Annotated in this window: 22 protein-coding genes; 9 read left to right on the top strand and 13 right to left on the bottom strand. The window is 58.8% G+C overall.

The window, feature by feature from the left end; translation table 11 throughout:
- From ACR0IV_RS01515 to ACR0IV_RS01500, 4 genes are read right to left on the bottom strand one after another with little or no spacing between them, the layout of a single operon-like run.
- On the bottom strand, positions 1-426 hold the full coding sequence (locus ACR0IV_RS01515; protein ID WP_480470312.1) for an ASCH domain-containing protein: 426 nt from the start codon (positions 424-426) through the stop codon (positions 1-3).
- Between the two features lies 1 nt (position 427).
- The gene (locus tag ACR0IV_RS01510; protein ID WP_480658231.1) at positions 428-2,032 is read right to left on the bottom strand and encodes a carboxyl transferase domain-containing protein; all 1,605 of its coding nucleotides are present in this window, start codon (positions 2,030-2,032) and stop codon (positions 428-430) included.
- Positions 2,029-2,490, bottom strand: a complete 462-nt coding sequence (locus ACR0IV_RS01505; protein WP_480470314.1) for a hypothetical protein — start codon at positions 2,488-2,490, stop codon at positions 2,029-2,031. Before ACR0IV_RS01505 ends, ACR0IV_RS01510 begins: the two co-directional genes overlap by 4 nt.
- Positions 2,487-4,016 (bottom strand): AMP-binding protein, encoded by a 1,530-nt coding sequence (locus ACR0IV_RS01500; RefSeq protein ID WP_480658233.1) that lies wholly within the window; start codon positions 4,014-4,016, stop codon positions 2,487-2,489. The genes ACR0IV_RS01505 and ACR0IV_RS01500 overlap by 4 nt, the downstream gene beginning before the upstream one ends.
- Positions 4,017-4,152: 136 nt before the next feature.
- Here ACR0IV_RS01500 and ACR0IV_RS01495 point away from each other — a divergent pair, with 136 nt between their 5' ends.
- Complete coding sequence (locus tag ACR0IV_RS01495) at positions 4,153-4,758, top strand: OmpW/AlkL family protein (protein WP_480658235.1); 606 nt, start codon at positions 4,153-4,155, stop codon at positions 4,756-4,758.
- A 47-nt stretch (positions 4,759-4,805) separates the two neighbouring features.
- Here the strand turns inward: ACR0IV_RS01495 and ACR0IV_RS01490 are convergent, their stop codons facing one another.
- The 3 genes from ACR0IV_RS01490 to ACR0IV_RS01480 all read right to left on the bottom strand — a co-directional run bounded on the left by ACR0IV_RS01490 (position 4,806) and on the right by ACR0IV_RS01480 (position 8,035).
- On the bottom strand, positions 4,806-5,969 hold the full coding sequence (locus ACR0IV_RS01490; RefSeq protein WP_480470317.1) for an isovaleryl-CoA dehydrogenase: 1,164 nt from the start codon (positions 5,967-5,969) through the stop codon (positions 4,806-4,808).
- Positions 5,970-6,133: 164 nt separating this feature from the next.
- Complete coding sequence (locus ACR0IV_RS01485; protein WP_480658237.1) at positions 6,134-7,324, bottom strand: DegT/DnrJ/EryC1/StrS family aminotransferase; 1,191 nt, start codon at positions 7,322-7,324, stop codon at positions 6,134-6,136.
- 39 nt (positions 7,325-7,363) lie between these two features.
- On the bottom strand, positions 7,364-8,035 hold the full coding sequence (locus tag ACR0IV_RS01480; protein ID WP_480658239.1) for an HAD-IA family hydrolase: 672 nt from the start codon (positions 8,033-8,035) through the stop codon (positions 7,364-7,366).
- 134 nt (positions 8,036-8,169) lie between these two features.
- Between ACR0IV_RS01480 and glmU the strand changes: the two genes are divergently transcribed.
- From glmU to ACR0IV_RS01465, 3 genes are read left to right on the top strand one after another with little or no spacing between them, the layout of a single operon-like run.
- Positions 8,170-9,522: a bifunctional UDP-N-acetylglucosamine diphosphorylase/glucosamine-1-phosphate N-acetyltransferase GlmU gene (gene glmU, locus ACR0IV_RS01475; protein ID WP_480470320.1), complete on the top strand. Its 1,353-nt coding sequence runs from the start codon at positions 8,170-8,172 to the stop codon at positions 9,520-9,522.
- 3 nt (positions 9,523-9,525) lie between these two features.
- Positions 9,526-11,346, top strand: a complete 1,821-nt coding sequence (glmS, locus tag ACR0IV_RS01470) for a glutamine--fructose-6-phosphate transaminase (isomerizing) (RefSeq protein ID WP_480658241.1) — start codon at positions 9,526-9,528, stop codon at positions 11,344-11,346.
- The gene (locus tag ACR0IV_RS01465; RefSeq protein ID WP_480470322.1) at positions 11,343-12,035 is read left to right on the top strand and encodes a DNA alkylation repair protein; all 693 of its coding nucleotides are present in this window, start codon (positions 11,343-11,345) and stop codon (positions 12,033-12,035) included. The genes glmS and ACR0IV_RS01465 overlap by 4 nt, the downstream gene beginning before the upstream one ends.
- Here ACR0IV_RS01465 and ACR0IV_RS01460 read toward each other — a convergent pair.
- A complete protein-coding gene (locus ACR0IV_RS01460; RefSeq protein WP_480470323.1) occupies positions 12,023-12,439 on the bottom strand; it encodes a hypothetical protein in 417 nt (138 codons plus the stop codon). The genes ACR0IV_RS01465 and ACR0IV_RS01460 overlap by 13 nt on opposite strands.
- A 92-nt stretch (positions 12,440-12,531) precedes the next feature.
- Here ACR0IV_RS01460 and moaA point away from each other — a divergent pair, with 92 nt between their 5' ends.
- A complete protein-coding gene (gene moaA, locus ACR0IV_RS01455) occupies positions 12,532-13,539 on the top strand; it encodes a GTP 3',8-cyclase MoaA (protein ID WP_480658244.1) in 1,008 nt (335 codons plus the stop codon).
- Position 13,540: 1 nt separating this feature from the next.
- Positions 13,541-14,863 carry a 3-deoxy-D-manno-octulosonic acid transferase gene (locus ACR0IV_RS01450; protein WP_480658246.1) on the top strand — a complete coding sequence of 441 codons (1,323 nt, stop codon included), beginning with the start codon at positions 13,541-13,543 and terminating at the stop codon, positions 14,861-14,863.
- Positions 14,864-14,908: 45 nt separating this feature from the next.
- Here the strand turns inward: ACR0IV_RS01450 and ACR0IV_RS01445 are convergent, their stop codons facing one another.
- The 5 genes from ACR0IV_RS01445 to ACR0IV_RS01425 are packed head-to-tail and all read right to left on the bottom strand — an operon-like array spanning position 14,909 to position 21,448.
- The gene (locus ACR0IV_RS01445) at positions 14,909-16,072 is read right to left on the bottom strand and encodes a M20 aminoacylase family protein (protein ID WP_480658248.1); all 1,164 of its coding nucleotides are present in this window, start codon (positions 16,070-16,072) and stop codon (positions 14,909-14,911) included.
- Positions 16,073-16,089: 17 nt separating this feature from the next.
- Entirely contained in the window at positions 16,090-17,253 is a 1,164-nt protein-coding gene (locus ACR0IV_RS01440) for a M20 aminoacylase family protein (protein WP_480658250.1), read from the bottom strand.
- Positions 17,254-17,267: 14 nt separating this feature from the next.
- Complete coding sequence (locus ACR0IV_RS01435; RefSeq protein WP_480658252.1) at positions 17,268-18,434, bottom strand: M20 aminoacylase family protein; 1,167 nt, start codon at positions 18,432-18,434, stop codon at positions 17,268-17,270.
- 21 nt (positions 18,435-18,455) lie between these two features.
- Positions 18,456-19,622: an acetylornithine deacetylase gene (gene argE / locus ACR0IV_RS01430; protein WP_480658253.1), complete on the bottom strand. Its 1,167-nt coding sequence runs from the start codon at positions 19,620-19,622 to the stop codon at positions 18,456-18,458.
- A 5-nt stretch (positions 19,623-19,627) separates the two neighbouring features.
- A complete protein-coding gene (locus ACR0IV_RS01425) occupies positions 19,628-21,448 on the bottom strand; it encodes an ABC transporter ATP-binding protein (protein WP_480658255.1) in 1,821 nt (606 codons plus the stop codon).
- Between the two features lie 285 nt (positions 21,449-21,733).
- Here ACR0IV_RS01425 and ACR0IV_RS01420 point away from each other — a divergent pair, with 285 nt between their 5' ends.
- The 3 genes from ACR0IV_RS01420 (at position 21,734) to ACR0IV_RS01410 (ending at position 25,515) form a co-directional block, all read left to right on the top strand.
- Positions 21,734-23,440 carry a peptide ABC transporter substrate-binding protein gene (locus ACR0IV_RS01420; protein ID WP_480470331.1) on the top strand — a complete coding sequence of 569 codons (1,707 nt, stop codon included), beginning with the start codon at positions 21,734-21,736 and terminating at the stop codon, positions 23,438-23,440.
- A gap of 94 nt (positions 23,441-23,534) precedes the next feature.
- Positions 23,535-24,542, top strand: coding sequence for an ABC transporter permease (locus ACR0IV_RS01415; RefSeq protein ID WP_480479486.1), 1,008 nt, complete (start codon positions 23,535-23,537; stop codon positions 24,540-24,542).
- Entirely contained in the window at positions 24,535-25,515 is a 981-nt protein-coding gene (locus ACR0IV_RS01410; protein WP_480470333.1) for an ABC transporter permease, read from the top strand. The genes ACR0IV_RS01415 and ACR0IV_RS01410 overlap by 8 nt, the downstream gene beginning before the upstream one ends.

The following is a 25,515-nucleotide window of genomic DNA, read 5'->3' as shown; positions in this document are numbered from 1 at the left end:
TTACCCCTCAGCCGCCAGATCTTCGACAAGGCGGAACCGTTCGCACAGCAATTCCATCTCAGGATCGAACCCGCCATTGCGCTCAAAATACCGGCGGTGATCTTCGCGCCATCCCTCAAGCGTTTCGTTTTCACCCTCCGCCAATGCGAAATCTTCGGTCACATCGCAGTATCGACAGGTCGACACCTCGACCGTTTCGATCACCAAAGCCGGACGATCATCCCATTCCAATGCAATATCCCGTCGCCCAACGACCGGAGTGTCAGCGCTGCCCTCTGGGTAGTCGCGCAAAGCACCACAGGTTGCCGTTTTCCGACCTGAACGCACCAACGACAACAACTCTGCACTCAGCGTTGCGCTGTCTCCAAACTTGAAGGTTTGCGCGCCTGGATAGCGGACCATGACATCATTCAATGAAACGCTCATCTTACATCCTGAACACGCCGAAACGTGTCTCCTCGATCGGGGCGTTAAGCGCGGCGTTGAGTGACAGGGCCAGCACGTCGCGCGATTTACGGGGGTCGATAATGCCATCGTCCCAGAGACGGGCCGAGGCATAGAGCGGATGCGACTGCTCCTCGAACATATCCAGCGTCGGGCGTTTGAACTCGGCCTCTTCCTCGGCTGACCAAGTACCGCCCTGCCGCTCGATCCCGTCGCGTTTGACGGTGGCCAGAACGCCCGCCGCCTGCTCGCCGCCCATCACCGATATCCGAGAATTCGGCCAGGTCCACAGGAACCGCGGCTGATAGGCGCGACCTGCCATTCCGTAATTCCCGGCCCCGAATGAACCACCGACAAGCATCGTGATCTTGGGAACCGAGGTCGTCGCCACCGCCGTCACCATCTTGGCCCCATGCCGCGCGATACCTTCGTTTTCGTATTTGCGGCCGACCATAAAGCCGGTGATGTTTTGCAGGAATACCAGCGGTATGCGACGCTGCGAGCACAGCTCAACAAAATGCGCGCCCTTCTGCGCGGCCTCGGAAAACAGCACGCCGTTGTTGGCGATGATTCCGACTGGACAGCCTTTGACATGGGCAAAGCCCGTGACAAGCGTCTCGCCAAAGCGCGGCTTGAATTCATCGAACCGAGAGCCATCAACCAGACGCGCAATCACTTCACGGATGTCATAGGGCGTGCGCAGATCGGCGGGGACGACGCCAAGGATTTCCTCGGGGTCATAGGCCGGGTCCTCGGGGCTGGCCCAATCCACCGTCTGTGGCTTGCGCAGGTTCAGCGACCCGACCGCACGGCGGGCCAAGGCCAGCGCGTGGGCGTCATCCTCGGCCAGATAATCCGCCACCCCGGACAGGCGGGTGTGGACGTCACCTCCGCCCAGATCCTCGGCGCTGACAACTTCTCCGGTTGCGGCCTTGACCAGAGGCGGGCCGGCCAGAAAGATCGTGCCTTGCTCTTTCACGATGATCGTCACATCCGACATCGCGGGTACATAGGCCCCGCCCGCCGTACAGGATCCCATCACCACGGCGATCTGAGGGATGCCCTTCGCGCTCATCCGCGCTTGATTGTAGAAGATGCGGCCAAAATGGTCGCGGTCGGGAAAAACCTCGTCCTGATTGGGCAGGTTCGCGCCGCCGCTATCGACCAGATAGATGCAAGGCAGATGGTTTTCCTCGGCAATCTCCTGCGCGCGGAGGTGTTTTTTGACGGTCATCGGGTAATACGTGCCGCCCTTCACGGTGGCGTCGTTACACACCACCATGACCTCACGCCCCTGTACCCGACCAATCCCGGCAATCACACCGGCAGAGGGCGCAGCATCGCCATACATCCCATGCGCCGCCGTCGCGCCGATTTCGAGGAACGGAGACCCCGGATCGAGCAGGTTCGCCACCCTACGCCGAGGCAGCATCTTGCCCCGAGATTCATGCCGCGCGCGGGATTTCTCACCGCCGCCCATGCGCGCTGCTTCGGCGGCGACGGAGATTTGTGACAGTGCCCCGAGATGGGAGGTGCGGTTGTTCTGGAACTCCGCAGAGGTTGTTATTGCCTTACTAGTGAGCTTCACTGGCTCTCCTCCCTCTGTTCTACCCAATTGGCCAAAGACACTGCTCCTAAATATCGTCCGAAGGACACTAGTGCAGCGCATTCCGTGTCAAAGCTTGGTGTTTCACAACGACTGGCAACGCTTGTTTCATTCAAAAGTTCCAATCGCTTTTCATAGAAGTGTTTTTGAGGAGACAGAGCATCCAGATTTTCTGGAAGCCCTTCCACAACTGCCTTGGACCGGTCTGAGAAATTTGTCGCCAAGTTGCTAAAGCAAGAATGACTGTCCATGGAGAACCGGCAATAGCCGAGGATCACCGCTATACACTCTTGCGTTTTTCCAGCCCGATCCAGTTTACCACCAGCGCTCGCCAGGCAACGTTCTGTCCAAGCATAGGGATTCTTTTCGTCGGCCAAGCTCTTGACTGGCGTTGCAATGCAGGCAACGACGAACAGAGCTGCGAAGTACAGGCTGTTCATCGTAGCGCCCCCTCATTAGCAGCCCGCGCCTTCAAGTCCTTGCGGATCACCTTCCCCGTCACTGTCATCGGCAGCTCCTCCAAAAACGCGACCTCACGCGGATAGGAATACTGCGCCAGACGGTCCTTGACCCAATCCTGCAACTCCTGCTCCGCAGCCTCGACGCCCGGCTTCAACACCACATACGCCTTCACGATCTCGGTTCGCAGCGGGTCAGGTTTGCCGACCACGCCCACTGTAGCCACAGCCGGGTGGGTCAGCAGACAATCCTCGATCTCGGCGGGGCCGATGCGGTAGCCCGACGAAGTAATCACGTCGTCATCGCGGCCCACGAAGCGCAGATAGTTGCCCTCCCACTTGCCGCGGTCTCCGGTGATCAGCCAGTCGTCGCGAAACTTTTCTGCGGTGGCCTCAGGCCGGTTCCAGTATTCCAGAAGCATCGAGGCCGAGCCGCGCCGGATGGCAACATCGCCTTCCTCAGTCGTCGGATTGCCGTTAGAGTCGATCACCGCCACATCATGCCCCGGCACCGGCTTGCCGATACAGCCGGGCTGCACCGGGAAGTCCTCGGCGCAAGAAGACACGACCATATTGCACTCGGTCTGGCCATAAAACTCGTTGATCGTCAGGCCAAACGCCCGCTGCCCCCAAGCCAGCATCTCGGCCCCCAAAGGCTCTCCGCCCGAGGCGACGGAGCGCAAGCCGGGGACGCTCTGATCCACAGCCTTCAGCATGCGCAGCGCGGTTGGGGGAAAGAACACATTGCGCACCCCGCCTCGTGCGATGACCTCGGCGCAGGCTTCGGGGGTGAATTTGTCCAAGCGTGCAGCTACCACAGGAACTCCTAGCGCAAGCCCTGGCATCAGCACGTCGAACAGCCCCCCGATCCAGGCCCAGTCAGCGGGTGTCCACAGACAATCACCGTCTCGCAGATGGTTGTGACTGATCGAGACGCCCGGCAGGTGGCCCGTTAGCACCCGGTGCCCGTGCAATGCGCCTTTGGGGCTGCCGGTGGTACCGGACGTATAGATCAGCACCGCCGGATCCTCGGGCCCGGTATCAGCGAAGAGAACTGCCTCGCCCTGTTGCCCAATCTGATCGGCCAGCAGCGGCTGTGCCAGATCGCCCAGCAACGTGGCACCTTCGGCGTCCGTCAGGACAAGTCGCACACCTGCATCACCGACACGAGAGGCCAAAGCATCGCGTTTGAACAGTTTGAACAGCGGCACCGAAATCGCACCGATCTTCCAGATCGCAAGATGCGCTGCGGCGCACCAGGGCGACTGGCTAAGCAGCACGCCCACCCGTTCGCCCGGTTGAACACGGTCTAGTAACACCCGGGCAATGCCATCTACCATTTCATGCAGATCAGCGACACGGATCGCGCGATTTTCGGATGCAGTCAGATCAAGGATGGCGACCCGGTCAGCGGGCTGGGACAAGCATTGGCGCGCCATGTTCAGCTGGGCGGGAAGCTCCCAGCTTTGATCAGAGCGCAGGCCCGGTATGATCTCAGCGGGACACATGCATATTTCTCTTTGTTTTGCAGCGATTTAGCGCCCCATCGGCCGACTCATGAATCACAGAAACTTGATGCAGATCAGAGTTCTGCGTCCGCGGAGTCATCACAACACGTGCATCAACAGAACCAAAGGCATGAATATGACAAAGAAACTCGCCGCTTTGACCCTTTCTACCGCACTTGTCGCGTTGGCTGCCCCGGCCTTCGCCCAATCCCAGGGTGACTGGACCGTTGGTGTCGGTGTCGGCTATCTGGACCCCAAGTCCAACAACGGCTCTCTGGCCGGATTTGACGCCGATGTCGACTCGGACACCCGCCCGATCTTCACTGTCGAGTATTTCGTGCAGGACAACCTCGGCATCGAGCTGCTGGCCTCGACCCCCTATAAGCATGACGTCACCCTCGGCGGCAGCGTCGATGCGGGCAGCGTCAAACACCTGCCGCCCACCCTGTCGCTGAACTATCACTTCCCGACCAACAGCGCGTGGAAGCCTTATGTCGGCGCCGGTATGAACTACACCATCTTCTTCGAAGAAGATTCGCCCCTGGGCGATCTGGACCTGGACAATTCCTTCGGCGTCTCGCTGCAGGCCGGTCTGGATTACATGGTCACCGAAAAAGGTGCCATTCGCCTGAACGTGCGCTGGTTCGACATCGACTCGGACGTCAAACTTGACGGAGCCGATATTGGCACCGCAGAAATTGATCCCTGGCTGATCGGCGTTTCCTACGTCCATCGCTTCTGATCCAATCGTAAAAAGCCCCGCGGCTCACTGAATCGCGGGGTTTTCCGTCACAGCATCTCGTTCATCATTTCGCGACCGATCAGCATCCGGCGGATTTCGCTGGTACCTGCGCCAATCTCCATCAGTTTTGCGTCGCGGAAAATCCGACTGACCGGCGCATCCGACAGGAACCCGGCCCCGCCCAGCGCCTGCACGGCCTGATGCGCCTGCACCATCGCCTGCTCCGAGGCATAAAGACAGCACGCCGCCGCATCCTGACGGGTCACATCCCCTCGGTCGCAAGCCTTAGCGACCTCATAGACATAGGCGCGCGCCGAGTTCATTGCGGTATACATATCCGCAATCTTACCCTGCATCAGCTGGAATGATCCAATAGGCTTACCAAACTGTTTGCGTTCGGCCAGATAAGGCATGACCTCATCCAGGCAAGCGGCCATTATGCCCGTACCGATTCCGGCCAGAACGACGCGCTCGTAGTCAAGCCCGGACATCAGAACCGCGACGCCTTTGCCCTCTTCGCCCAGCACGTTTTCAAACGGCACTTCTACATCTTCAAAGATCAGCTCTGCCGTATTCGACCCTCGCATCCCCAGTTTGTCAAAATGGGGCGAGGTCGAGAATCCCTTCATCTCTTTCTCGATCAGAAAGGCGGTAATCCCCTTGGATCCTGCCTCCGGATCGGTCTTGGCATAAACAACCAGCGTGTCCGCATCCGGCCCGTTGGTGATCCAGTATTTGTTGCCGTTCAGTCGGTAGTGATCGTTGCGCTTCTCAGCACGCAGCTTCATCGACACCACATCCGACCCGGCTGAGGACTCAGACATAGCAAGCGCCCCTACATGATCGCCCGAGATCAGACGTGGCAGATATTTCTGTTTCTGCTCGTCATTCCCATTCAGCTTAATCTGATTCACGCAGAGGTTCGAATGCGCCCCGTAAGACAGAGACACCGAGGCCGAGGCCCGCGCCACTTCTTCCACCGCGATGGTATGCGCCAGATAGGACATCCCCGCCCCGCCATACTCTTCGGGCACAGTGACGCCCAGCAGCCCAAGCTCTCCCATCTCTTTCCACAGCTCATTCGGAAAGGCGTTCGAGGCGTCAATCTCAGCCGCCATCGGCTTCACGCGTTCCTGCGCCCAGCGGTGGACCATCTCACGCAGGGCATTCACATCCTCACCCAGATCGAATTGCATAGTGGCCATAAACATGCGGGGCTCCTCCAGCAGCGTTAATGAACAAGTGTTCAATAAACAGATAGCAGCGATTCCGCGTCCGGTCAACGACGCCGCGCGGATCAACGCAAAACGCCGCCCAGCAAGGGCGGCGTTTTCACAAAAGAACCGAGCGTGCGCCGAAAGCGCACTCCGCTGGATTACGATTGATAAACCGCGCCCACCTCTGCCCGAATGATCCGCGCGATCAGGCGACAATCCTCCAGCGAGAACGTCAACGGAACGCGCATATCCATGATCCCGGCCAAAATCCTGTCGCTCTTGGGCATCGGCGAGCTGTCCGCATACCGCCAGCTGTCATAGCGTGAAGTAAAGCCCGTGGGTTCCGCCCCGCCAAACCACTTCAACTCGACCCCGCGCGCAGCGCAGCGGTGGGTGACTTCGGCAATGCGCTCCGGAGTCCAATCCAACAACAGAAACTGGATAGACGAGCCGACATAGGTTTCCCCTGCAGGACGCTCGACAACCGTAAGACCCGGTGTTTCGCGCAACCCACGCTCGATCTCATCATACCGTTCGTTCCAGCGTGCAACCTGGCGATCCAACGCCCGCAACTGAGGACGCAGGATTGCAGCACGCAGATTGTCCATGCGGCCCGAAACGTTGGGGGTGGTGTATTTGATCTGCTCAAACACCTCCGGTTCTGGCGCGGCCAGATGGCGTTCATAGAGCATATATGACCCGGACAACATGGTAGCTGTTGCAGCCAGCTCCGGGTCATCCGTAACCAGCAACCCGCCCTCGCCCGAGTTGACATGCTTATAGGTCTGGCACGAATAACAGCCGATTGCCCCTTGTCGCCCGGAGAGCTGACCCCGCCAGGCCGCCCCCATCGTATGCGCGCAATCCTCGATCACAATCACTCCGGCCGCGCTACACATCTGCATCAGCCGATTCATATCGCACAGATGCCCACGCATATGGCTGAGCATCAGCACCCTGGCCTGATCCAGCTTGGCCTCAAGATCATCGAGATCAATGGTTAGCGCCTCAGTCACGCCGACAAAAATTGGTTTCGCCCCGACCGACGCAATAGCTCCCGGCACAGGGGCCAGCGTAAACGCGTTTGTCAAAACCGGATCACCCGGCCCGATCCCCATGGCACGCAGCGCGGTGGCCAAAGCGTAACCGCCCGACGAGACAGCCAAACAGTATTTCGCCCCCATCTGAGCGGCAAATTCCTGTTCCAGCAATGCCGTCTCGCTTAATTCATCAGGCGCGACGTTATAGCGATGCAAGCGCCCATGGCGCATCACGGCCAATGCGGCCTCGATCGCTTCATCGGGGATTGGTTCCTGTTGGGTGAAACTGCCAGTGAAAATCTCGGTCATGGATTGGTTCTGAGGCCGAAATGATCAAGGGTCAAGAGATCACGCCGCCGCTCCGATCAAATCGGAAACCAGTTTCGGCAAATCATCAAAATGATGCAGCAGCGCTTCGGGCTCCAGCGCGGCCATATCCTCCCCGGAGGGGCCAAATGTGACCAGTACCGAAGGCACACCCGCAGCACGTGCGGTATTTCGGTCCGTATCTGAATCGCCGATCAGAACGCAATGATCCGGATGCCCCCCTGCACGCCGTGCCGCTTCGCGCAGCGGCTCGGGGTCGGGTTTGCGCACGGGCAGTGTGTCTGCCCCCACCAGCGAGGCGAATTTGTCCCGCACGCCCATTCGAGTCAGCAAGAGATCTGCGAGACCCTCGGGCTTGTTGGTGCAGATACCTACGCCATACCCCGCTTGCGACAGACGCTCGACAGCATCCAAAGCACCAGGATAGAACCGGGTGTGCGTGTCAATCGCTTCAGCATAAGCTTCAAGCAAGACCGGATAGTAAGCCAGAACTGTATCGTCGGCATAGGCTCCGACGCGCCTGAGCCCATGCGTCAGCATCATCCGCCCGCCCCGCAGGGCGACCCCGGCATCCTGCTCGTGAACCAGCACATCCCCATGCCCCATCTGCCGGAAACAGTGGTTGGCCGCTGCCAGCAGATCACCGGAGGTATCCGCCAAAGTCCCGTCCAGATCGAAGATCACCGTACGCATGTTGCCTCCTGCCTCAGCGGTTTTTCGCCGCCCCATGTTGCAAACGGCAATCTTGTTTGATGGCTGAACCGCTTGCGCCTTTGACCTCAGCGGATAAAACGGGGCGCAACAAAACACAAAGAGAAAACGATTTCATGACCACCGCCCTTGTCATTCTTGCCGCCGGGAAAGGCACAAGAATGAACTCTGACATTCCCAAAGTCCTGCACCCGATTGCACAGGTACCGATGCTGATCCACGCCATGCGCGCCGGAGCCGTCCTGTCGCCCGAACACACCGTGATCGTCACGGGCCACGGGGCCGAGGCTGTCTCGAAGGTTGCGAAGGCCGAAGACGAGACTGCACAGATCGCTGTGCAGGAAGAACAGCTTGGAACCGCACATGCAGTGGCGCAGGCGCGCAATGCGTTGGACGGGTTCGAGGGTGATGCGGTCGTGTTGTTCGGTGATACGCCTTTTCTGCAACCCGAGACGCTGGAGCGGATGATCGCTGCGAGGGCTGAGAATGATCTGGTCATTCTCGGCTTTGAGGCTGCCGATCCCGCACGGTATGGTCGTTTGGTGATGCAGGGCGATACGCTAGAGCGGATCGTCGAGTTCAAGGACGCGACAGATGAAGAGCGCACCATAACCTTTTGTAACTCGGGTCTTATGGCGTGTGATGCGCCAACGCTGTTTTCGTTGATCGATGCGGTGGGCAACGATAATGCTTCAAGCGAATACTACCTGACCGACGTGGTAGAAATCGCGGGCGACCGCGGCTTGCGCGTGACCGCAATCGCCTGCGATGAGGCACAAACGCTGGGCGTGAACTCTCGTGCCGACCTGGCGGCGGCGGATGCAATCTTTCAGGTGCAGGCGCGGGCCGATCTGTTGGATCTTGGCGTCACGCTGATGGCCCCCGAGACCGTATATCTTGCCGCAGATACCGTCATCGGGCGCGATGCCGTGATTGAACCACATGTTGTCTTCGGCCCAGGTGTCACCGTCGAAAGCGGTGCCACGATCCGCGCGTTTTCGCATCTGGAGGGCTGCCACGTCAGCCGAGGTGCCACTGTTGGCCCATATGCGCGCTTGCGCCCGGGAACCGAGTTGGCCGAAAACACCCGCATCGGCAATTTCGTCGAGATCAAGAATGCCGAGATCGCCGAGGGCGCGAAGGTCAATCACCTCAGCTATATCGGCGATGCCACGGTCGGGGCGGCAACAAATATCGGGGCCGGTACGATCACCTGCAACTATGACGGCGTGATGAAACACAAAACCACGATTGGCGAGAATGTGTTCATCGGCTCAAACACGATGCTGATCGCTCCGGTGTCGCTGGGCGACGGAGCGATGACCGCAACGGGAACCGTGGTGACCAAGGATGTCGAACCGGACGCACTGGCCGTTGCGCGCGCCAAGCAGGAAAACAAGCCCGGCTATGCCCGTAAATTGTTTGATATGTTGAGGGCGAAGAAAGCGCGCCGCGACAAAGGAGCCTGATTTATGTGTGGAATTGTTGGTGTTCTGGGCAGTCACGAAGCAGCCCCCATTCTGGTCGAGGCGCTGAAACGGCTGGAATATCGCGGCTATGACAGCGCCGGGATTGCAACGGTCAATGATGGAACGCTTGGACGGCGCAGAGCTGTAGGTAAACTCGTCAATCTAAGCGACCTTTTGGTTCACGATCCCCTACCCGGCAAATCCGGCATCGGTCATACCCGCTGGGCTACGCATGGTGCGCCTTCGATCAGCAACGCGCATCCGCATCAGGCCGGACCTGTCGCTGTTGTGCATAATGGCATTGTCGAGAATTATCGCGAACTGCGCGCAGAATTGGCCGAACACAGCATCGGCTTTCAAACGGAAACCGACACGGAAACCGTCGCCTTGATGACCGAGCACTACATGTCACAAGGTTTGAACCCGGTTGACGCTGCTTACAAAACGATTGATCGGCTTGAGGGCGCATTTGCGCTCGCCTTCCTGTTCAACGGACAGGACGACCTGATTGTTGCTGCCCGAAAGGGATCGCCTTTGGCCATCGGGCATGGCGATGGTGAGATGTATGTGGGCTCGGACGCGATTGCCCTGGCGCCGCTGACTGATCGCATCACCTATCTGGAAGAAGGCGACCGGGCGGTGCTAACCCGCACATCGCTTGAAATCCGCAACGAAGCTGGTGAGATCGCCAATCGCGAGATGCGCCAAATCAAAGTGGATCAGTCGCGCGCTGACAAGGCCGGGCACAAGCACTATATGGCCAAGGAAATCGCCGAGCAGCCGGTTGTGGTAGCCGAGGCGATCCGGTCGTATCTGCCAACTGGCGGCGACCAGGTGGTTCTGCCCGAAGAATTGAACTTCACCAAGCTCGACCGCCTGACCATGGTGGCCTGTGGCACCGCTTTCTATGCCTGCCTGACCGCCAAGTACTGGTTCGAACAACTGGCCAAAATGCCCGTGGAGGTCGATATCGCCAGCGAGTTTCGGTATCGCGAACCTCCGATCACCGACCGCACATTGGCGCTGTTTGTCAGCCAGTCGGGTGAGACCGCAGATACGCTCGCCGCGTTGCGGTATTGCGAAGGCAAGGCAGACAAGATCGTTTCTGTCGTCAACGTTCCTGAAAGCTCGATTGCGCGGGAAAGCGATATTACTCTACCGATTCACGCCGGTGTCGAGATCGGCGTGGCCTCGACAAAGGCCTTTACCTGTCAGCTGAGCATTTTGCTGATGCTGGCGCTCAAAGCCGCGGTGGATCGTGGTACTCTGAGCGACGAAGAACTGGCAGACCACGCAGCGGCGCTGCGCGGGCTGCCTTCGGTTCTGAATACCGCACTGGACGAAAATAGCGCCATCCGCAAATCAGCCCAACGCCTGTCCGAGGCGCGTGATGTGTTGTTTCTGGGGCGTGGCCTGATGTATCCGCTCGCCATGGAAGGTGCGCTGAAATTGAAGGAAATCAGTTACATACACGCTGAAGGTTATGCGTCAGGTGAACTCAAGCATGGACCCATCGCCCTGATCGACAAACACATGCCGGTGGTGGTCATGGCCCCACGCGACACGGTGTTCGACAAAACCGTGTCCAACATGCAAGAGGTCATGGCACGCAAAGGCAAAGTCATTCTTGTGTCCGACGATGACGGTATCGCCGAAGCCGGAGATGAAGCCTGGAGCACGATCCGCATGCCGCATGTGCACCCGAGCCTCACGCCGATCCTCTATTCGGTTCCCGCGCAGTTGCTCGCTTATCATACTGCCGTCGCCAAGGGGACGGATGTGGATCAGCCGCGCAATCTGGCGAAATCCGTGACTGTCGAATGAGCGACGCTCTGCTAAAGACTCATCTGGATCAGATCAAAATCCATAGCGACCCAATGCGGGCGGCACAGGTGGCGGACTATCACAAGGCCGACCGCACCTATCTTGGCGTCGCTAACCCGATCCTGAATGATCTGACCAAAGGTTGGCGGCGCGAACTCGACGTGCCCGGACGGGTCGAGCTGGCATCGGCCCTTTGGCAAACCAACATACACGAGGCCCGCGTAGCCGCTGCAAAGCTGCTGACGCAAGCACGCATCCGCCCGGATGATGTCGTATGGGATCTGTTACAAAGCTGGCTACCCGATTTTGACGCATGGGCCATAGCGGACCATGCCTGCATGGCAATGCAAAAGCGGCTCGCTGCCGATCCTTCGCGGCTGGATCAAGTTGAAAACTGGACCCAGTCCGACCACATGTGGACCCGGCGCGCGGCGCTGGTCGCCACCTTGCCCTGGACCAAGCAAAACCACCCGAAGCCCGAGGAGCTGGCATGCCGAGACCGCGTGCTGAGCTGGGCCGCGAGATATGTGCCTGACCGGGACTGGTTCATTCAGAAAGCCATAGCCTGGTGGCTGCGCGAGCTTTCCAAGCATGACCCCAAACGCGTGACAGATTTCCTCGATCAGCACGGCGCAGCGATGAAACCTTTCGCCCGCAAAGAGGCCGGGAAATACCTTCAGTCTGAATAAACATCCAGCTCAACCAGCTCATCAAACGGGATCAGCAGGGCGCGCATCGCTTCAAGCGACAATCGTCCGCCGCCCCCCTCAGGCCCGGGCGCGGGTACAAGCGTCACATAGGCCTGCGCACCTGTCCGAGGCACAACAACGCGACCATTAATCTCGGTTTCAACCAAAGGTGTCTGCAGCCAGCGTCCCGGTGTGTTTGGGTCACCCAAACCTGCGATGGTACGTTTCGCACCAGCCCAGCCCGCATTGGCAACCACCTCGGTGGGTGCCGCTTCTACAGGTTCAGCAACGGCGGGTGCAGGCTCCGGCTCTGTCGGCGCACCTCCAAAAACCCGGTCGGTCGTGGACCGAACCGCATCACAGCCCGCGACAAGGCCACAAACCAATAGCAACGCATATCTCATGCTCAAACATCTAGAGCGCCGCACCGATCTGTGCCAGCCAAAAACACAAATCGCCCTTGCCGGTAGGCCACCCGCGCTTTACCTATACCAGCATGACTGCTCCGCTTATCGATCCATTTGCCCGCGCCATCACTTATCTCCGCGTTTCTGTCACGGACCGCTGTGATTTCCGCTGTGTCTACTGCATGTCGGAAGACATGAAGTTCCTGCCCAAAAAAGACCTGCTGACGCTGGAAGAACTGGACCGCATGTGCACGACCTTCGTAAACCTCGGGGTGCAGAAACTGCGCATCACCGGGGGGGAACCATTGGTGCGCAGGAATGTTATGTCTTTCTTCAACAGCATGACGCGGCATCTGGACAGCGGCGCGTTGAAAGAACTGACGCTGACCACCAATGGCTCACAACTGCATCGCTTTGCAGATGATCTTTATGCGGCGGGTGTACGTCGTGTGAACATCTCGCTCGATACGCTGGACGATGACAAGTTTGCCAAGGTCACCCGCTGGGGGCGCTTGAAGCAAGTTTTGAACGGCATTGATGCCGCCCAAAAGGCAGGGCTGCGGATCAAGATCAACGCGGTGGCGCTAAAAGGCTTCAACGAGCCTGAACTGCCCCGTATTACCGAATGGTGCGCCGAACGCGACATGGATCTGACCTGGATCGAAGTCATGCCCATGGGGGATATCGGTAATGAGGATCGTCTGGATCAGTACTGGTCTCTGAAAGACGTGCGCAAGGAATACGAGAACCACTATTCGGTTACCGATCTGACCGAACGCACTGGCGGCCCGGCCCGCTATGTCCGGCTTGAGGAAACAGGCCAGAAGATCGGCTTCATCACGCCGCTGAGCCATAATTTCTGCGAAAGCTGTAACCGCGTACGCCTGACCTGCACCGGTGAACTGTATATGTGCCTCGGACAGGAAGATATGGCTGACTTGCGCGCACCACTACGCGACCACCCCGATACCGAGAAACCACTCGAAGACGCTATCCGCGCGGCGATCAATCTCAAGCCCAAGGGCCATGATTTCGACTATTCCCGGCAAGCTGTCGATGGCCAGATGAGCCGCCACATGAGCCACACAGGCGGCTGACTTGCCTGGCCCCGACGAACAGCCAACACTGTTGTACAACCTGTACTGCGGCCTGACCTCGTTTGTCGGACCACTGATCTGGCGCAAAGTACGCACCAAGTTGCAGGCTGCCGACGTCCCCGAAACCCGCCAACAAGAGCGGCTGGGCCACGCCAGCCTACCCTGCCCCAACACCCGCCTTATTTGGTTTCACGCCGCCAGCGTTGGCGAAAGCTTGTCGGTCCTCAGCCTGATCAACCGATTGGCGGCGCGCCTGCCCGACGCAGAATTCCTCATCACTTCGGGCACGCCAACCTCGGCCGAACTGATCGCCAAACGCATGCCCCCGCGTACGCGTCATCAATATCCGCCGCTCGACAGCGAAAGCCCCGTGCGCCGGTTTCTGAACCACTGGAAACCGGATGCGGCAATCTTCGTCGAAAGCGAGATCTGGCCCCGCCTGATCGTTGAGACGGCAAAGCGAGGAACTCCACTGGCCTTATTGAATGCCCGATTGTCCGAGAAATCTGTGGCCGGTTGGATCAAACGACCCAAAACTGCACGCTTCATCCTGAGCCATTTCAACCTGTTCCTGACCCAGAACGACAGGACCGCCAGCAATCTGATCGCCATGGGCGCGTCGCCAGATAAAGTAAGGCCCGGCACCAATCTCAAGGCCATGTCCGATCCGCTACCCGTAGATACTGAGGCCCTGTCTTGGATCAAAAACCAGATCGGCGACCGCCCGGTCTGGATCGCCAGTTCCACTCACCAAGGCGAAGAAGAAACCGTGCTCGCAGCGCACAAAGCCCTGCTCAGCCGCTGGCCCGACTTGCTGCTGCTGCTGATCCCGCGCCACCCCGAGCGTCGAGATGAGGTCAGCAAGCTGATCGGTACCGAGGGACTCCCCCATGCACAGCGCAGTGCAAACCAGTCGATCGCTGCACAGACACAGGTCTATATGGCAGACACGCTGGGTGAATTGGGCACTTGGTATGCGCTCTGCCCCATCGTATTCCTCGGCGGCTCTCTGAAAGAGATCGGAGGCCACAACCCCTTTGAACCTGCCCAAGCCGGGGCCGCCGTCCTCACTGGCCCCGGATACTTCAATTTTGCCGAAACCTTCGCCCCCCTGATCGAAACCGGCGGTGCAGTGCAGGTCGAAACCGCATCCGAACTCTCAGCAGCTGTTGCCCACTGGCTCTCAGACCCACAAGCGCTTCAAAGCGCGCGCGATGCAGCAAAATCCTGCGTCAACACACAGTCCAACGCCCTGAATTCCGTCATCGAAACCCTGTGCACCCAACTCAACCTGAGTGCACGGGATCCCTCTTCATCTGGCTAAAAATATCTCGGGGAGCGCGAGGGGCTGGCCCCTCGCTTCACTCCGTCAAGCGGCGGGCATCCGCTGTTCAACAATCTCGGCCCACCAGCTGCATCCCGCCGGAATAGCCTCATCATTGAAGTTATACTCGGGGTGGTGAACCATAGCCGTATCGCCATTGCCGACCAGGATATAAGCGCCCGGACGTTCCTCCAGCATGAAGGCAAAATCCTCACCTCCCATGACCAGAGGTGCCTCATCACAGCTGCCAGAAACCGACTTGGCAACCTCGGCTGCAAAGTCCGTCTGCTCATCGCTGTTCACCATCACCGGATAGCCGCGAATATAGGTCACAACCGCTGTGCCACCAAAGGTCGCCGCCACTCCTGCGCAGATCTCGTTGATCCGCTTCTCTGCCAGATCGCGCATCTCTTTGCTCATCGTACGCACGGTGCCTTTGATCTGGACCGTTTGCGGAATGACATTGAACGCCTTGGACGAGGTCTCAAACGAGGTCACCGACACCACGACCTGATCAATCGGGTCGGCATTGCGCGAGGCAATCGTCTGCAACGCCAGAACCGCCTGCGCCGTCATCACGGTCGTGTCTACGGTCTCCTGCGGCTTCGCAGCGTGACCACCACGGCCTTCAAAGGTAATGTCGAACTGATCGGTCGCCGCAAAGAACGAGCCCGGACGGATCGCAAAACTGCCCACCGGACGTCCCGGCCAGTTATGCATGCCGTAGACTTCTTGAATGTTCCAACGCTCCATCATGCCGTCTTCGCACATCTCGCGACCGCCACCGCCGCCTTCTTCGGCGGGCTGGAAGATCACCACGACAGTGCCGTCGAAATTGCGCGTTTCCGACAGGTATTTCGCCGCACCGAGCAGCATCGCGGTATGCCCATCATGGCCACAAGCGTGCATCGCCCCATCGGTTTTCGAGGCATAGTCCAGCCCCGTCGCCTCATGGATCGGCAATGCGTCCATGTCAGCCCTCAGACCAATGACATTCCCTTTCGAGTCGGATTTGCCCTTGATCACACCCACAACACCTGTGCGTCCGATCCCGGTGACGACCTCGTCACAGCCGAACTCTTTCAGCTTGTCCGCGACCAAAGCACTGGTGCGGTGGGTCTCGAACAGAATCTCGGGGTTCTCATGAATATCCCGTCGCCATTCGGTGATTTCATCCTGCAATTCGGCAAAACGGTTCTTAACTGGCATCTTTTCTCTCTCCTAATTCAAGCCGCCGGCATCCGGCGCTCGACCATTTCGGCAAACCACGAACACCCCATCGGGATGATCTCGTCGTTGAAATTGTATTCGGGGTGGTGCAGCCCGGCACTGTCGCCATTGCCCAGCACGATGAAGGCCCCGGGGCGTTCATCCAGCATGAACGAGAAATCCTCGCCCCCCATCACCATCGGCGCCTCGCCGCAACTGCCGCCCACGGAAATGGCGGCGTCAGTGGCATATCCCGTCTGTTCTTCGGCATTGATCGTCACCGGAACACCACGCGTGTAGGACACTTTGACCGTGCCACCGAATGTTTCAGCAATGCCTTCAGTCACCTCGGTCAGCCGCGTCTCGATCAGGTCGCGCATTTCATTCGAATGCGTCCGCACTGTACCGCGCACCTGCGCCGATTGCGGGATCACGTTGAACGCCTTGGATGAGGTCTCGACCGAAGTTACCGACAAAACCGCCTGCAAGACCGGGTCCGCATTGCGCGACACGATGGTCTGCAGCGCCACGATCAGTTGCGACAACATCACAGTCGTATCAATGGTTTCATGCGGTTTGGCCGCGTGGCCGCCACGGCCTTCCAGATGAATGTCGAACTCATCCGCAGCCGCCAGCAGTGGTCCGGACCGGATGGCGAACTGACCCGTCGGCACACCGGGCACATTGTGCATGGCATAGACTTCCTGAATGCCGAACCGATCCATCAGGCCGTCCTTGCACATTGCTTCGGCCCCGTTGCCGCCCTCTTCCGCCGGTTGGAAGATCACGATGGCTGTGCCATCAAAGTTCCGCGTCTCAGACAAGTATTTCGCCGCCCCCAACACCATCGCCGTATGCCCGTCATGGCCACAGGCATGCATGGCCCCTTTAGTTTTCGAGGCATAATCGAGGCCCGTCTGCTCCTGCATTGGTAGCGCGTCCATATCGGCGCGCAGCCCGATCACGCGGCCCTGCGTGTCGGTTTTACCCTTGATCACGCCAACAACACCGGTCCGGCCAACGCCGGTCACGACCTCATCGCAACCGAACTCTTTCAGCTTTTCGGCCACCAAGGCGCTGGTGCGGTGGGTGTCATAGAGGATCTCGGGATGTTGATGGATATCCCGCCGCCAACCGGTGATCTCTGCGTGCATTTCGGCAAGTCGGTTCTTGATTGGCATCTGATCCTCCCAAATCAGGCGACGGGCAATCGTCGTTCCACCAGTTCAGCAAACCAGCTGCAGCCGGCGGGGATGGCGTCGTCGTCGAAATTGTATTCCGGGTGGTGGCACATCGCCGTGTCCCCGTTTCCGATAAAGATGTAGGCTCCGGGCCGTTCTTCAAGCATGTAGGCGAAATCTTCTGACGGCATGATCGGATCGGTGCTGTCATTGACCTTGCCCGACACCGCCTCGGCCGCCTCAGCCGCATATCCGGTCTCGACCTCGGAGTTTACAGTCACCGGATAGCCCGGCGTCCACGTCATTTCGGCAGACGCGTCGAAGGCCGAGGCCGTGTCTTCCGCGATCCGGCGCACGCGATCTTCGGCGATCTTTCGGTATTCGGGATCAAGCGTGCGAACGGTTCCCCGCAACCGCACCGTATGGGCAATCACATTCGAGGCCACACTATCGGTTTCAAAGGTCCCGACCGTCAGCACCACCCGTTTGATCGGATCCACAGTACGCGCCACAACCGATTGCAAGGCCACAACAATATGAGATGCCACGAGCGTTGTATCCACCGCTTCATGCGGGGCGGCGGCATGACCACCCTTGCCCGTCACAACAATTTCGAACTCATCCGAAGAAGCCAGCAATGCGCCCGGCCGAATGGCAAACTCACCAACCGGCATCCCCGGCATGTTGTGCATACCATAGACTTCCTGAATGCCCCAACGGTCCATCAGCCCGTCCTGACACATGGCCAAACCACCTGCACCACCTTCTTCGGCAGGCTGGAAAATCAACACAACGGTGCCGTCAAAGTTCCGCGTCTCGGCTAAATACTGAGCCGCGCCCAACAGCATCGAGGTATGACCGTCATGACCACAGGCATGCATCTTGCCCGATACGGTCGAGGCATAATCCAGACCCGTCGCCTCTTCGATCGGCAGAGCATCCATGTCAGCGCGCAGCCCGATCACCCGGCCCTGCGTATCCTGACGCCCTTTGATGACGGCAACCACTCCGGTCTTGCCGATCCCCGGCGTGATCTCATCAACGCCGAACTCCTTCAGACGATCGACCACAAACCCTGCTGTTTCTTCAACATCATACATCAGCTCGGGATGCATATGCAGGTGACGTCGCCATTTGGTGATCTCGCCATGCATTTCGGCGAGCCGATTCTTGACGGGCATCTTTAACCTCCCCTTCGAGGGCTATTCGCAGAGCCGTTCTACCAAACGTTCCATAAATTTTTGGCCTGCGTTGAATTGAGAAATCGTAATGAACTCATTTGGCTGATGGGCCTGCGCAATATCGCCGGGGCCACAGATGACAGCGGAATAGCCCGCTTCCTGAAATTGCCCAGCCTCAGTGCCATAGCTGACCACATGTGATGCGTTGTCACCGGTGAGCGAGCGTACCAGCGCCTCGGCCTCGCCATCTTCTTCGGGCACAAGACCGGGGATCGAGAAATGCTCGGACAGTTCAATCCTCGCTTCGGGATGAACTGCCTGCATCCGCGCCTCGATCTCTCGGACTTTATCGAAATAGGCCTTTTGCCAGATCGCTTTTTTCTCGTCCGGAACGGTGCGGAAATCCATCATGAAGCGGCAGTCTTTAGCCGTGATGTTATGCGCAGTGCCGCCTTCGATCATACCCACATGACAGGTTGTCCACGGCGGATCGAACACGGCGGCTATGTCCGAGGGCTGTGCTGCCCTGCTCTCGGCATTGCGCTCGTTGGCCCAGTCGATCAGCGGCGCGGCCTCCATGATCGCGTTGACGCCCGTATGCATGATCGAGCTGTGAACCTCGAATCCAATCATATGGGTGTCAAAGCCGAAGCCACCTTTATGGCCGGTGACTGCCTGCATCACAGATGGTTCCCCCACGATCACTGCCGAGCCTTTGGGCAGCGTCGCCTGCATCGCCTCGATCATCGGTGGTGCGCCGGTACATCCAACCTCTTCGTCAAAGCTCAGCGCCAGCTGCAGGGGGCGTTTGACATCGGCGTGATGCGCCTCGACCAGCGCCCAGATGGCCAAAGCGTCGAAACCTTTCATATCGCAAGTGCCGCGCCCGAAATACTTGCCGTCTTTCTCGGTGACGGCGAATGGATCGGTATCCCACGGCTGGCCATCGACAGGCACAACATCCGTGTGACCTGACAAAACGACTGCGCCGTCTTCCCACGGGCCGACATGCGCGAACAAAGCCGCCTTATGGGGCTGCTCCGGATCCGGCCAGCGATGAGAGTCGATCCCATGGCTGTTCAGATATCCCTCAACCCAGTCAACCAATGGCAGATTGGTTTCGCGACTTACCGTTGGGAAAGAGATCAGCTTGGTCATGATCTCAAGCGGGGTCAGACGATGTGACATAAAGCTCAGTATCCGCTGTCGGTCGTCAGGACGAAATGTCCCGGCTCAACCTCGTTATAGTTCGAGGGTTCCGGCGCATAGCCGATTGGATGAATCGGCGATGGGATCGGCTTGAAGTTCAGATCCTTTTCCGACTTTCTCTGGTTCGGATCAGCAATCGGAACCGCCTTCATCAAAGCCTGCGTATACGGGTGCTGTGGATTCTCAAACACCCGTGCGCGCGGTCCGAGTTCAACGATCCGGCCCAGATACATCACGCCGACATGGTGGCTGACCCGCTCGACCACGGCCATATCATGGCTGATGAACAGGTAGCTGAGGTTCAGTTCCGATTGCAGCTCCATCATCAGGTTCAGAACCTGTGCTTGCACCGAAACATCCAGGGCAGAGACCGCCTCGTCCGCCACAATCAGCTTGGGGTTCAACGCCAGCGCGCGGGCAATCGCAATCCGTTGCCGCTGACCACCCGACATCTCGTGCGGGAAGCGGCGCATGAAGCTGCGCGGCAATTGCACCTTGTCGAACAGTTGCGCGACCCGATCCTGCAGCTCAGAACCAGAAGCAACACCATAGTTGCGCATCGGTTCCGCCACCTGATCAACCAGCTGCATTTGCGGATTCAGCGAGGCAAACGGATCCTGAAAGATCATCTGCATGTCCAGCCGCGCCTTACGCAGACCCGCCGGGTCCAGACTCATGATATCGACACCGTCCAGATTGACCTCACCTGCCATCGGCTCGACCAGCCGCAGGATCGACCGCCCGGCTGAGGACTTTCCGCAGCCTGACTCCCCTACGAGGCTGAGCGTTTGACCCCGATTGATGGTGAACGAGACATCCTCGACCGCGTGAACGTTGGAAATCGTCCGCCGCAGCAGACCACCTTTGACGGGGAATCGCGTGGTCAGATTATTGACCGTCAGCAAGACCTCTTCGGTGCCGGGAATGGGCGCGATGTTCTGGCCTTCGACACCCAGCAGTTTCATCGGTTCGGGCGCGGCTTTGCCCCGCATTTCGCCCAGCTTCGGAACCGCCGCCAGCAGAGCCTTGGTATAATCATGCTGCGGGTTCTCGAAGATTTCGTTGACCGTGCCCTCTTCGACCTTGTTGCCCCGGAACATGACCACAACGCGGTCGGCCATCTGGGCCACCACTGCCATGTCATGAGTGATGAACATCACCGCCGTGCCGGTTTCTCGCTTGAGCCGGTCCATCAGAGCCAGGATCTCGGCCTGAATGGTCACGTCCAGCGCGGTTGTGGGTTCATCCGCGATCAGCAGGCGCGGTTCGCAGGCCATGGCCATTGCGATGACAACACGCTGGCGCATCCCGCCGGAGAGTTCGTGCGGATACTGCTTCAGGCGGCGTTCGGGTTCGGGGATTCGAACCTGGCGCAGCAGCTCCAGTGCCCGTTCCTCGGCCTGCGTCTTGGACATGTTCTTGTGGATACGCAGCCCTTCGGTCAGTTGACGGCCAACGGTGAACACCGGATTCAGCGCCGTCATCGGCTCCTGAAAGATCATCCCGATCTCATTGCCGCGAATCTGTTTCATCAGATCCTGGTCGGCACCTGCCAGATTCAACTCATCCCCGTCACGCCGGTCGAACAGCAACTGGCCGCCCGCGATCTCACCGCCGCCGAACTCCACCAGCCGCATCAGCGACAGCGAAGAGACCGACTTTCCCGATCCTGATTCCCCAACGATACATACGGTTTCGCCCGGGTTGACCTCGAACGAGACATCCTCGACTCCCACGACGGGGCCGTCCTTGGTCTGAAACTCGACACGCAGTTTTCTGATCTGGGCAATTGGCTGATCCAGCACGCGTGCACTCCCCTTCGCGGCAAATCTAAACGAATGCCAAACGCTAAGGCGGCAGGACGGGAAAAGTCAAACCGATTGGTCAAATTTCGCAAGCCAAGGCTTGCAATTTTTTAAAACTCTGTTTCGATACGCCGCGTAACCGTTTTTGGGAGAGGACGGAATACACGTTCGCGTGAAAATTCTTATCGTTTTAAATCAAAACGTTAACTCACCAAACGGCAACGCCCAATCCGCGGGCATCGCGGAGAAAATCGAGACACGTAAGTGTCCAACATGGAGTGTATGATGAAGATCAAAACCCTTTTGCTAGGTGCGATTGCAAGCACGGCAATGGCCCCGATGGCCATGGCCGAGCGTGGATCGGACGGCAATGTCAGCATTATTTACTGGCAGGCTCCGTCAATCCTGAACCCGTTTCTGTCGGGTGGCACCAAGGATGTGGAATCTGCCTCGCTGGTGATTGAACCGCTGGCACGCTACGACCAGGACGGCAACATGGTGCCTTATCTGGCGTCTGAGATTCCGACCGTCGAAAATGGTGGCGTCAGCGAAGATCTGACCTCGATCACGTGGAAAATCGCGCCCGGCATTACCTGGTCCGACGGCACAGCGTTCACATCGGCAGACGTGGTTTTCACTGCGAACTACTGCATGGACCCTGAAGGCGGTTGTGCGCAGGTGACCAAGTTTGAAGGCGTCACCAATGTCGAAGCAGTGGATGACTTGACCGTAAAAGTCACATTCGACGCGCCGACACCGTTCCCCTACGGCCCGTTCGTGGGCGGCGAAAGTCCGATCATTCAGGCAGCACAGTTTGCGGATTGCCTGGGCGCAAAAGCCCCCGAGTGCACCGAGCAAAACTTCAACCCCATCGGCACCGGCCCGTTTGTCGTGACCGAGTTCAAACCGAACGACGTGATCACGTTCGCTGCGAACGAAAACTATCGTGATCCAGCGAAACCGGCCTTTGCCACCGTGACCTTCAAAGGCGGCGGCGATGCAACGGCGGCGGGTCGTGCGGTTATGGAAACTGGCGAGTTCGACTATGCCTGGAACCTGCAGCTGGCACCCGAAGTCATCGCGCAGATGCAGGAAGGCGGCAAAGGTACTCCAGTCGCAGGCTTCGGTCCGCTGGTCGAGCGTATCATGCTGAACCAGACCAACCCATCGCCCGATCTGCCGGAAGGCGAGCGTTCGACAGCCACGCATCCGCACCCGTTCCTGCAGGATCCGGCTGTCTATCAGGCGATGTCCATGGCAATCGACCGCCCGCTGCTGGTCGAGATCGGCTATGGTCAGGCGGGTAAAGTGACCTGTAACTGGGTTCCGGCACCTGCTGCGTTCAACTCGACCTCGATGACCTGTGACACGCAGGATATCGATGGCGCGAACGCGCTGCTGGACGAAGCTGGCATCGTTGATACCAATGGTGACGGCGTCCGTGAAAAAGACGGTGTACCGCTGAAAATCGTCTATCAGACCTCGACCAACGCCGTTCGTCAGGACTTCCAGGCGCTGATCAAGGAATGGTGGAGCCAGATCGGTATCGAAACCGAACTGCGCAACATCAACGCATCGGTCTTCTTCGGCGGTGACCCGGGCTCGCCCGACACGTTCCAGAAGTTCTATGCCGACGTTGAAATGTATGCGAACACCTTCAACGGCACCGACCCGCAGTCCTATCTGGGCAACGGTCTGTGCGACAAGGCACCCAAGCCGGAATCGCAGTGGCAGGGTGAGAACATCAGCCGCTTCTGCAGCGACGAGTTTGACGCGCTGCACGCAAAACTTGCCGAAACGGCCGGTCTGGAACAACGCGCGGAAATTGCGAAACAGCTGAACGACATCATCGTACAGGAAGGCGGTATGATCCCGCTGGTACACCGTGGTCGTCTGTCGGCGCACGCCAACACTCTGGGTGGTGTTGTCCTGAACGTTTGGGACAGCGAGCTGTGGAACATTGCGGACTGGTACCGCAAAACCGGTTCCTAAGCGTTAATCTTGCAAAGCCGCGCCCCGACCCGTATCGGGGCGCGGTCATTTGCACGCCACTCCAACAAGAAGACGCATATAAAGGCGCCTCTTAATGCTCAACTTTACCATCAGACGACTGATCCTGGCCGTACCCACGCTGCTGTTCATCAGCCTCGTCATATTCCTGCTTCTCGAACTCGCCCCAGGCGACCCGATGGCGCAGGTTCCGCTTACCGTTCCGCCCGAAGTCAAAGAGAAGATGCGCGAGGCGCTTGGCCTCGGCCAGCCGATGCATATCCGATTCTGGAAATGGATCGTGCAGTTCTTCTGGATCGAACCTCAGGTTCTGATCGACCACATGTTCGGCACCACCTTCTCCGAGGGTGACCTGCGTGTGATTTCGTGGCAGACCCGCTCGCCCGTCATGGACATCGTGGTTCAGCGTATCCCGCAGACCCTGTGGGTTGTCGGCACCGCGTACGTGGTCGCCATTCTGATCGCCCTGCCCATCGGCATCTATTCGGCCTACCGCCAGTATTCCTGGTTCGACCAGATGGGCACATTCGTGTCGATGGTCGGCTTCTCGGTCCCGCCCTTCTTCTCGGGCGTTCTGGTGATCGTGATCTTCTCGGTCCAGCTGGGCTGGTTCCCGTCGATCTATGACACCACCCATGTGGTCAACAGCTGGGACAGCTTTGTCGTGCAGCTCAAACAAATGATCATGCCGGTCATGGTTTTGGCGTTGCAGATCACCGCACAGCTGAGCCGCTTCATGCGCGCCTCGATGCTGGACAACCTCAATCAGGATTACGTCCGCACTGCCCGCGCCAAGGGTCTCAGCGAATATACCGTGGTTATGGTCCACGTTCTGCGCAACTCGATGATCCCTGTGGTCACCGTGATCGCACTGGGTATCCCGGCCATCTTCGGTGGTGCCATCATTACCGAGCAGGTCTTTAAGGTGAACGGTATCGGCCAATTGCTGATCGGCGCCATTCAGGCCAATGACCTGCCAATGGTTCAAACCCTGACCTTCATCTTTGCCGTGCTGATCGTGCTGTTCAACCTGATCGCCGATGTGCTCTACGGCATTCTGGACCCGAGGATTCGCTATGACTGATCATGATCGTACCGATACTCTGATCCCCGACGAAGGTCTTGCGCCTGCTTCGACCGCATTGCCCACGGCCGATGTGATGGAGGAACTGACCACCCCACCCCGCAGTCAATGGCGCGATGTTTGGGATCAGTTCAAAACCCACAAAGGCGCGATGATCGGAGCCATCCTTTTCATCTTCATCGTCGCTGCGGTGTATCTCGGGCCGTACATTTGGACCATCGACCCGACACAGATCGACATCCGGTCACGTAACCAAGGGCCGAGCCTTGCGCATCCCTTCGGCACCGATCAGCTGGGCCGCGATATCATGGCGCGGATGATGTCCGGCGGTCAAACCTCGGTCTCGGTGGGCATCACCGCCATGCTGCTGGCCCTGTTCCTGGGCTCGTTCATCGGCGTTCTGGCCGGGTTCTTCAAACGGCTCGACGGCCCGCTGATGCGCCTGACCGACCTGTTCCTGGCCCTGCCCCTGCTGCCGTTGCTGCTGGTTATGATGCTGCTGTTCCGCGAACCTCTGTCAGCGGCCTTCGGTCTGGAGCGCGGGATCTTCATCCTGATCGTCTGCGCCATCGGCATCACCTCGTGGATGCCCACGGCCCGGATCGTACGCGGAGACGTGTTGGCCATCAAAGAGCGTGAATTCGTTCTGGCTGCGCGTTCGATTGGCACTAGCAACAGTCAGATCATCACACGGCACATCCTGCCGAACGTGCTGTCCCCGATCATGGTGTCGGCGACTCTGGGCATCGCGACGGCGATCATCACCGAAAGCGCGCTGTCCTTCCTCGGCCTCGGGTTCCCGCCCGATTTCCCGACATGGGGCCGCCTGCTGTTCGATGGTGTCGACTATCTGCAGCAATATCCGGAACGCGTGTTCTGGCCCGGCCTTGCGATCTCGTTGACCGTTCTCAGCGTGAACTATCTGGGCGACGGCCTGCGTGACGCGCTGGACCCGCGTATTCGCGGACGCTAA

The organism is Ruegeria sp. C2 (assembly GCF_056537765.1).
This window is presented reverse-complemented; position numbering and strand designations above follow the sequence as displayed.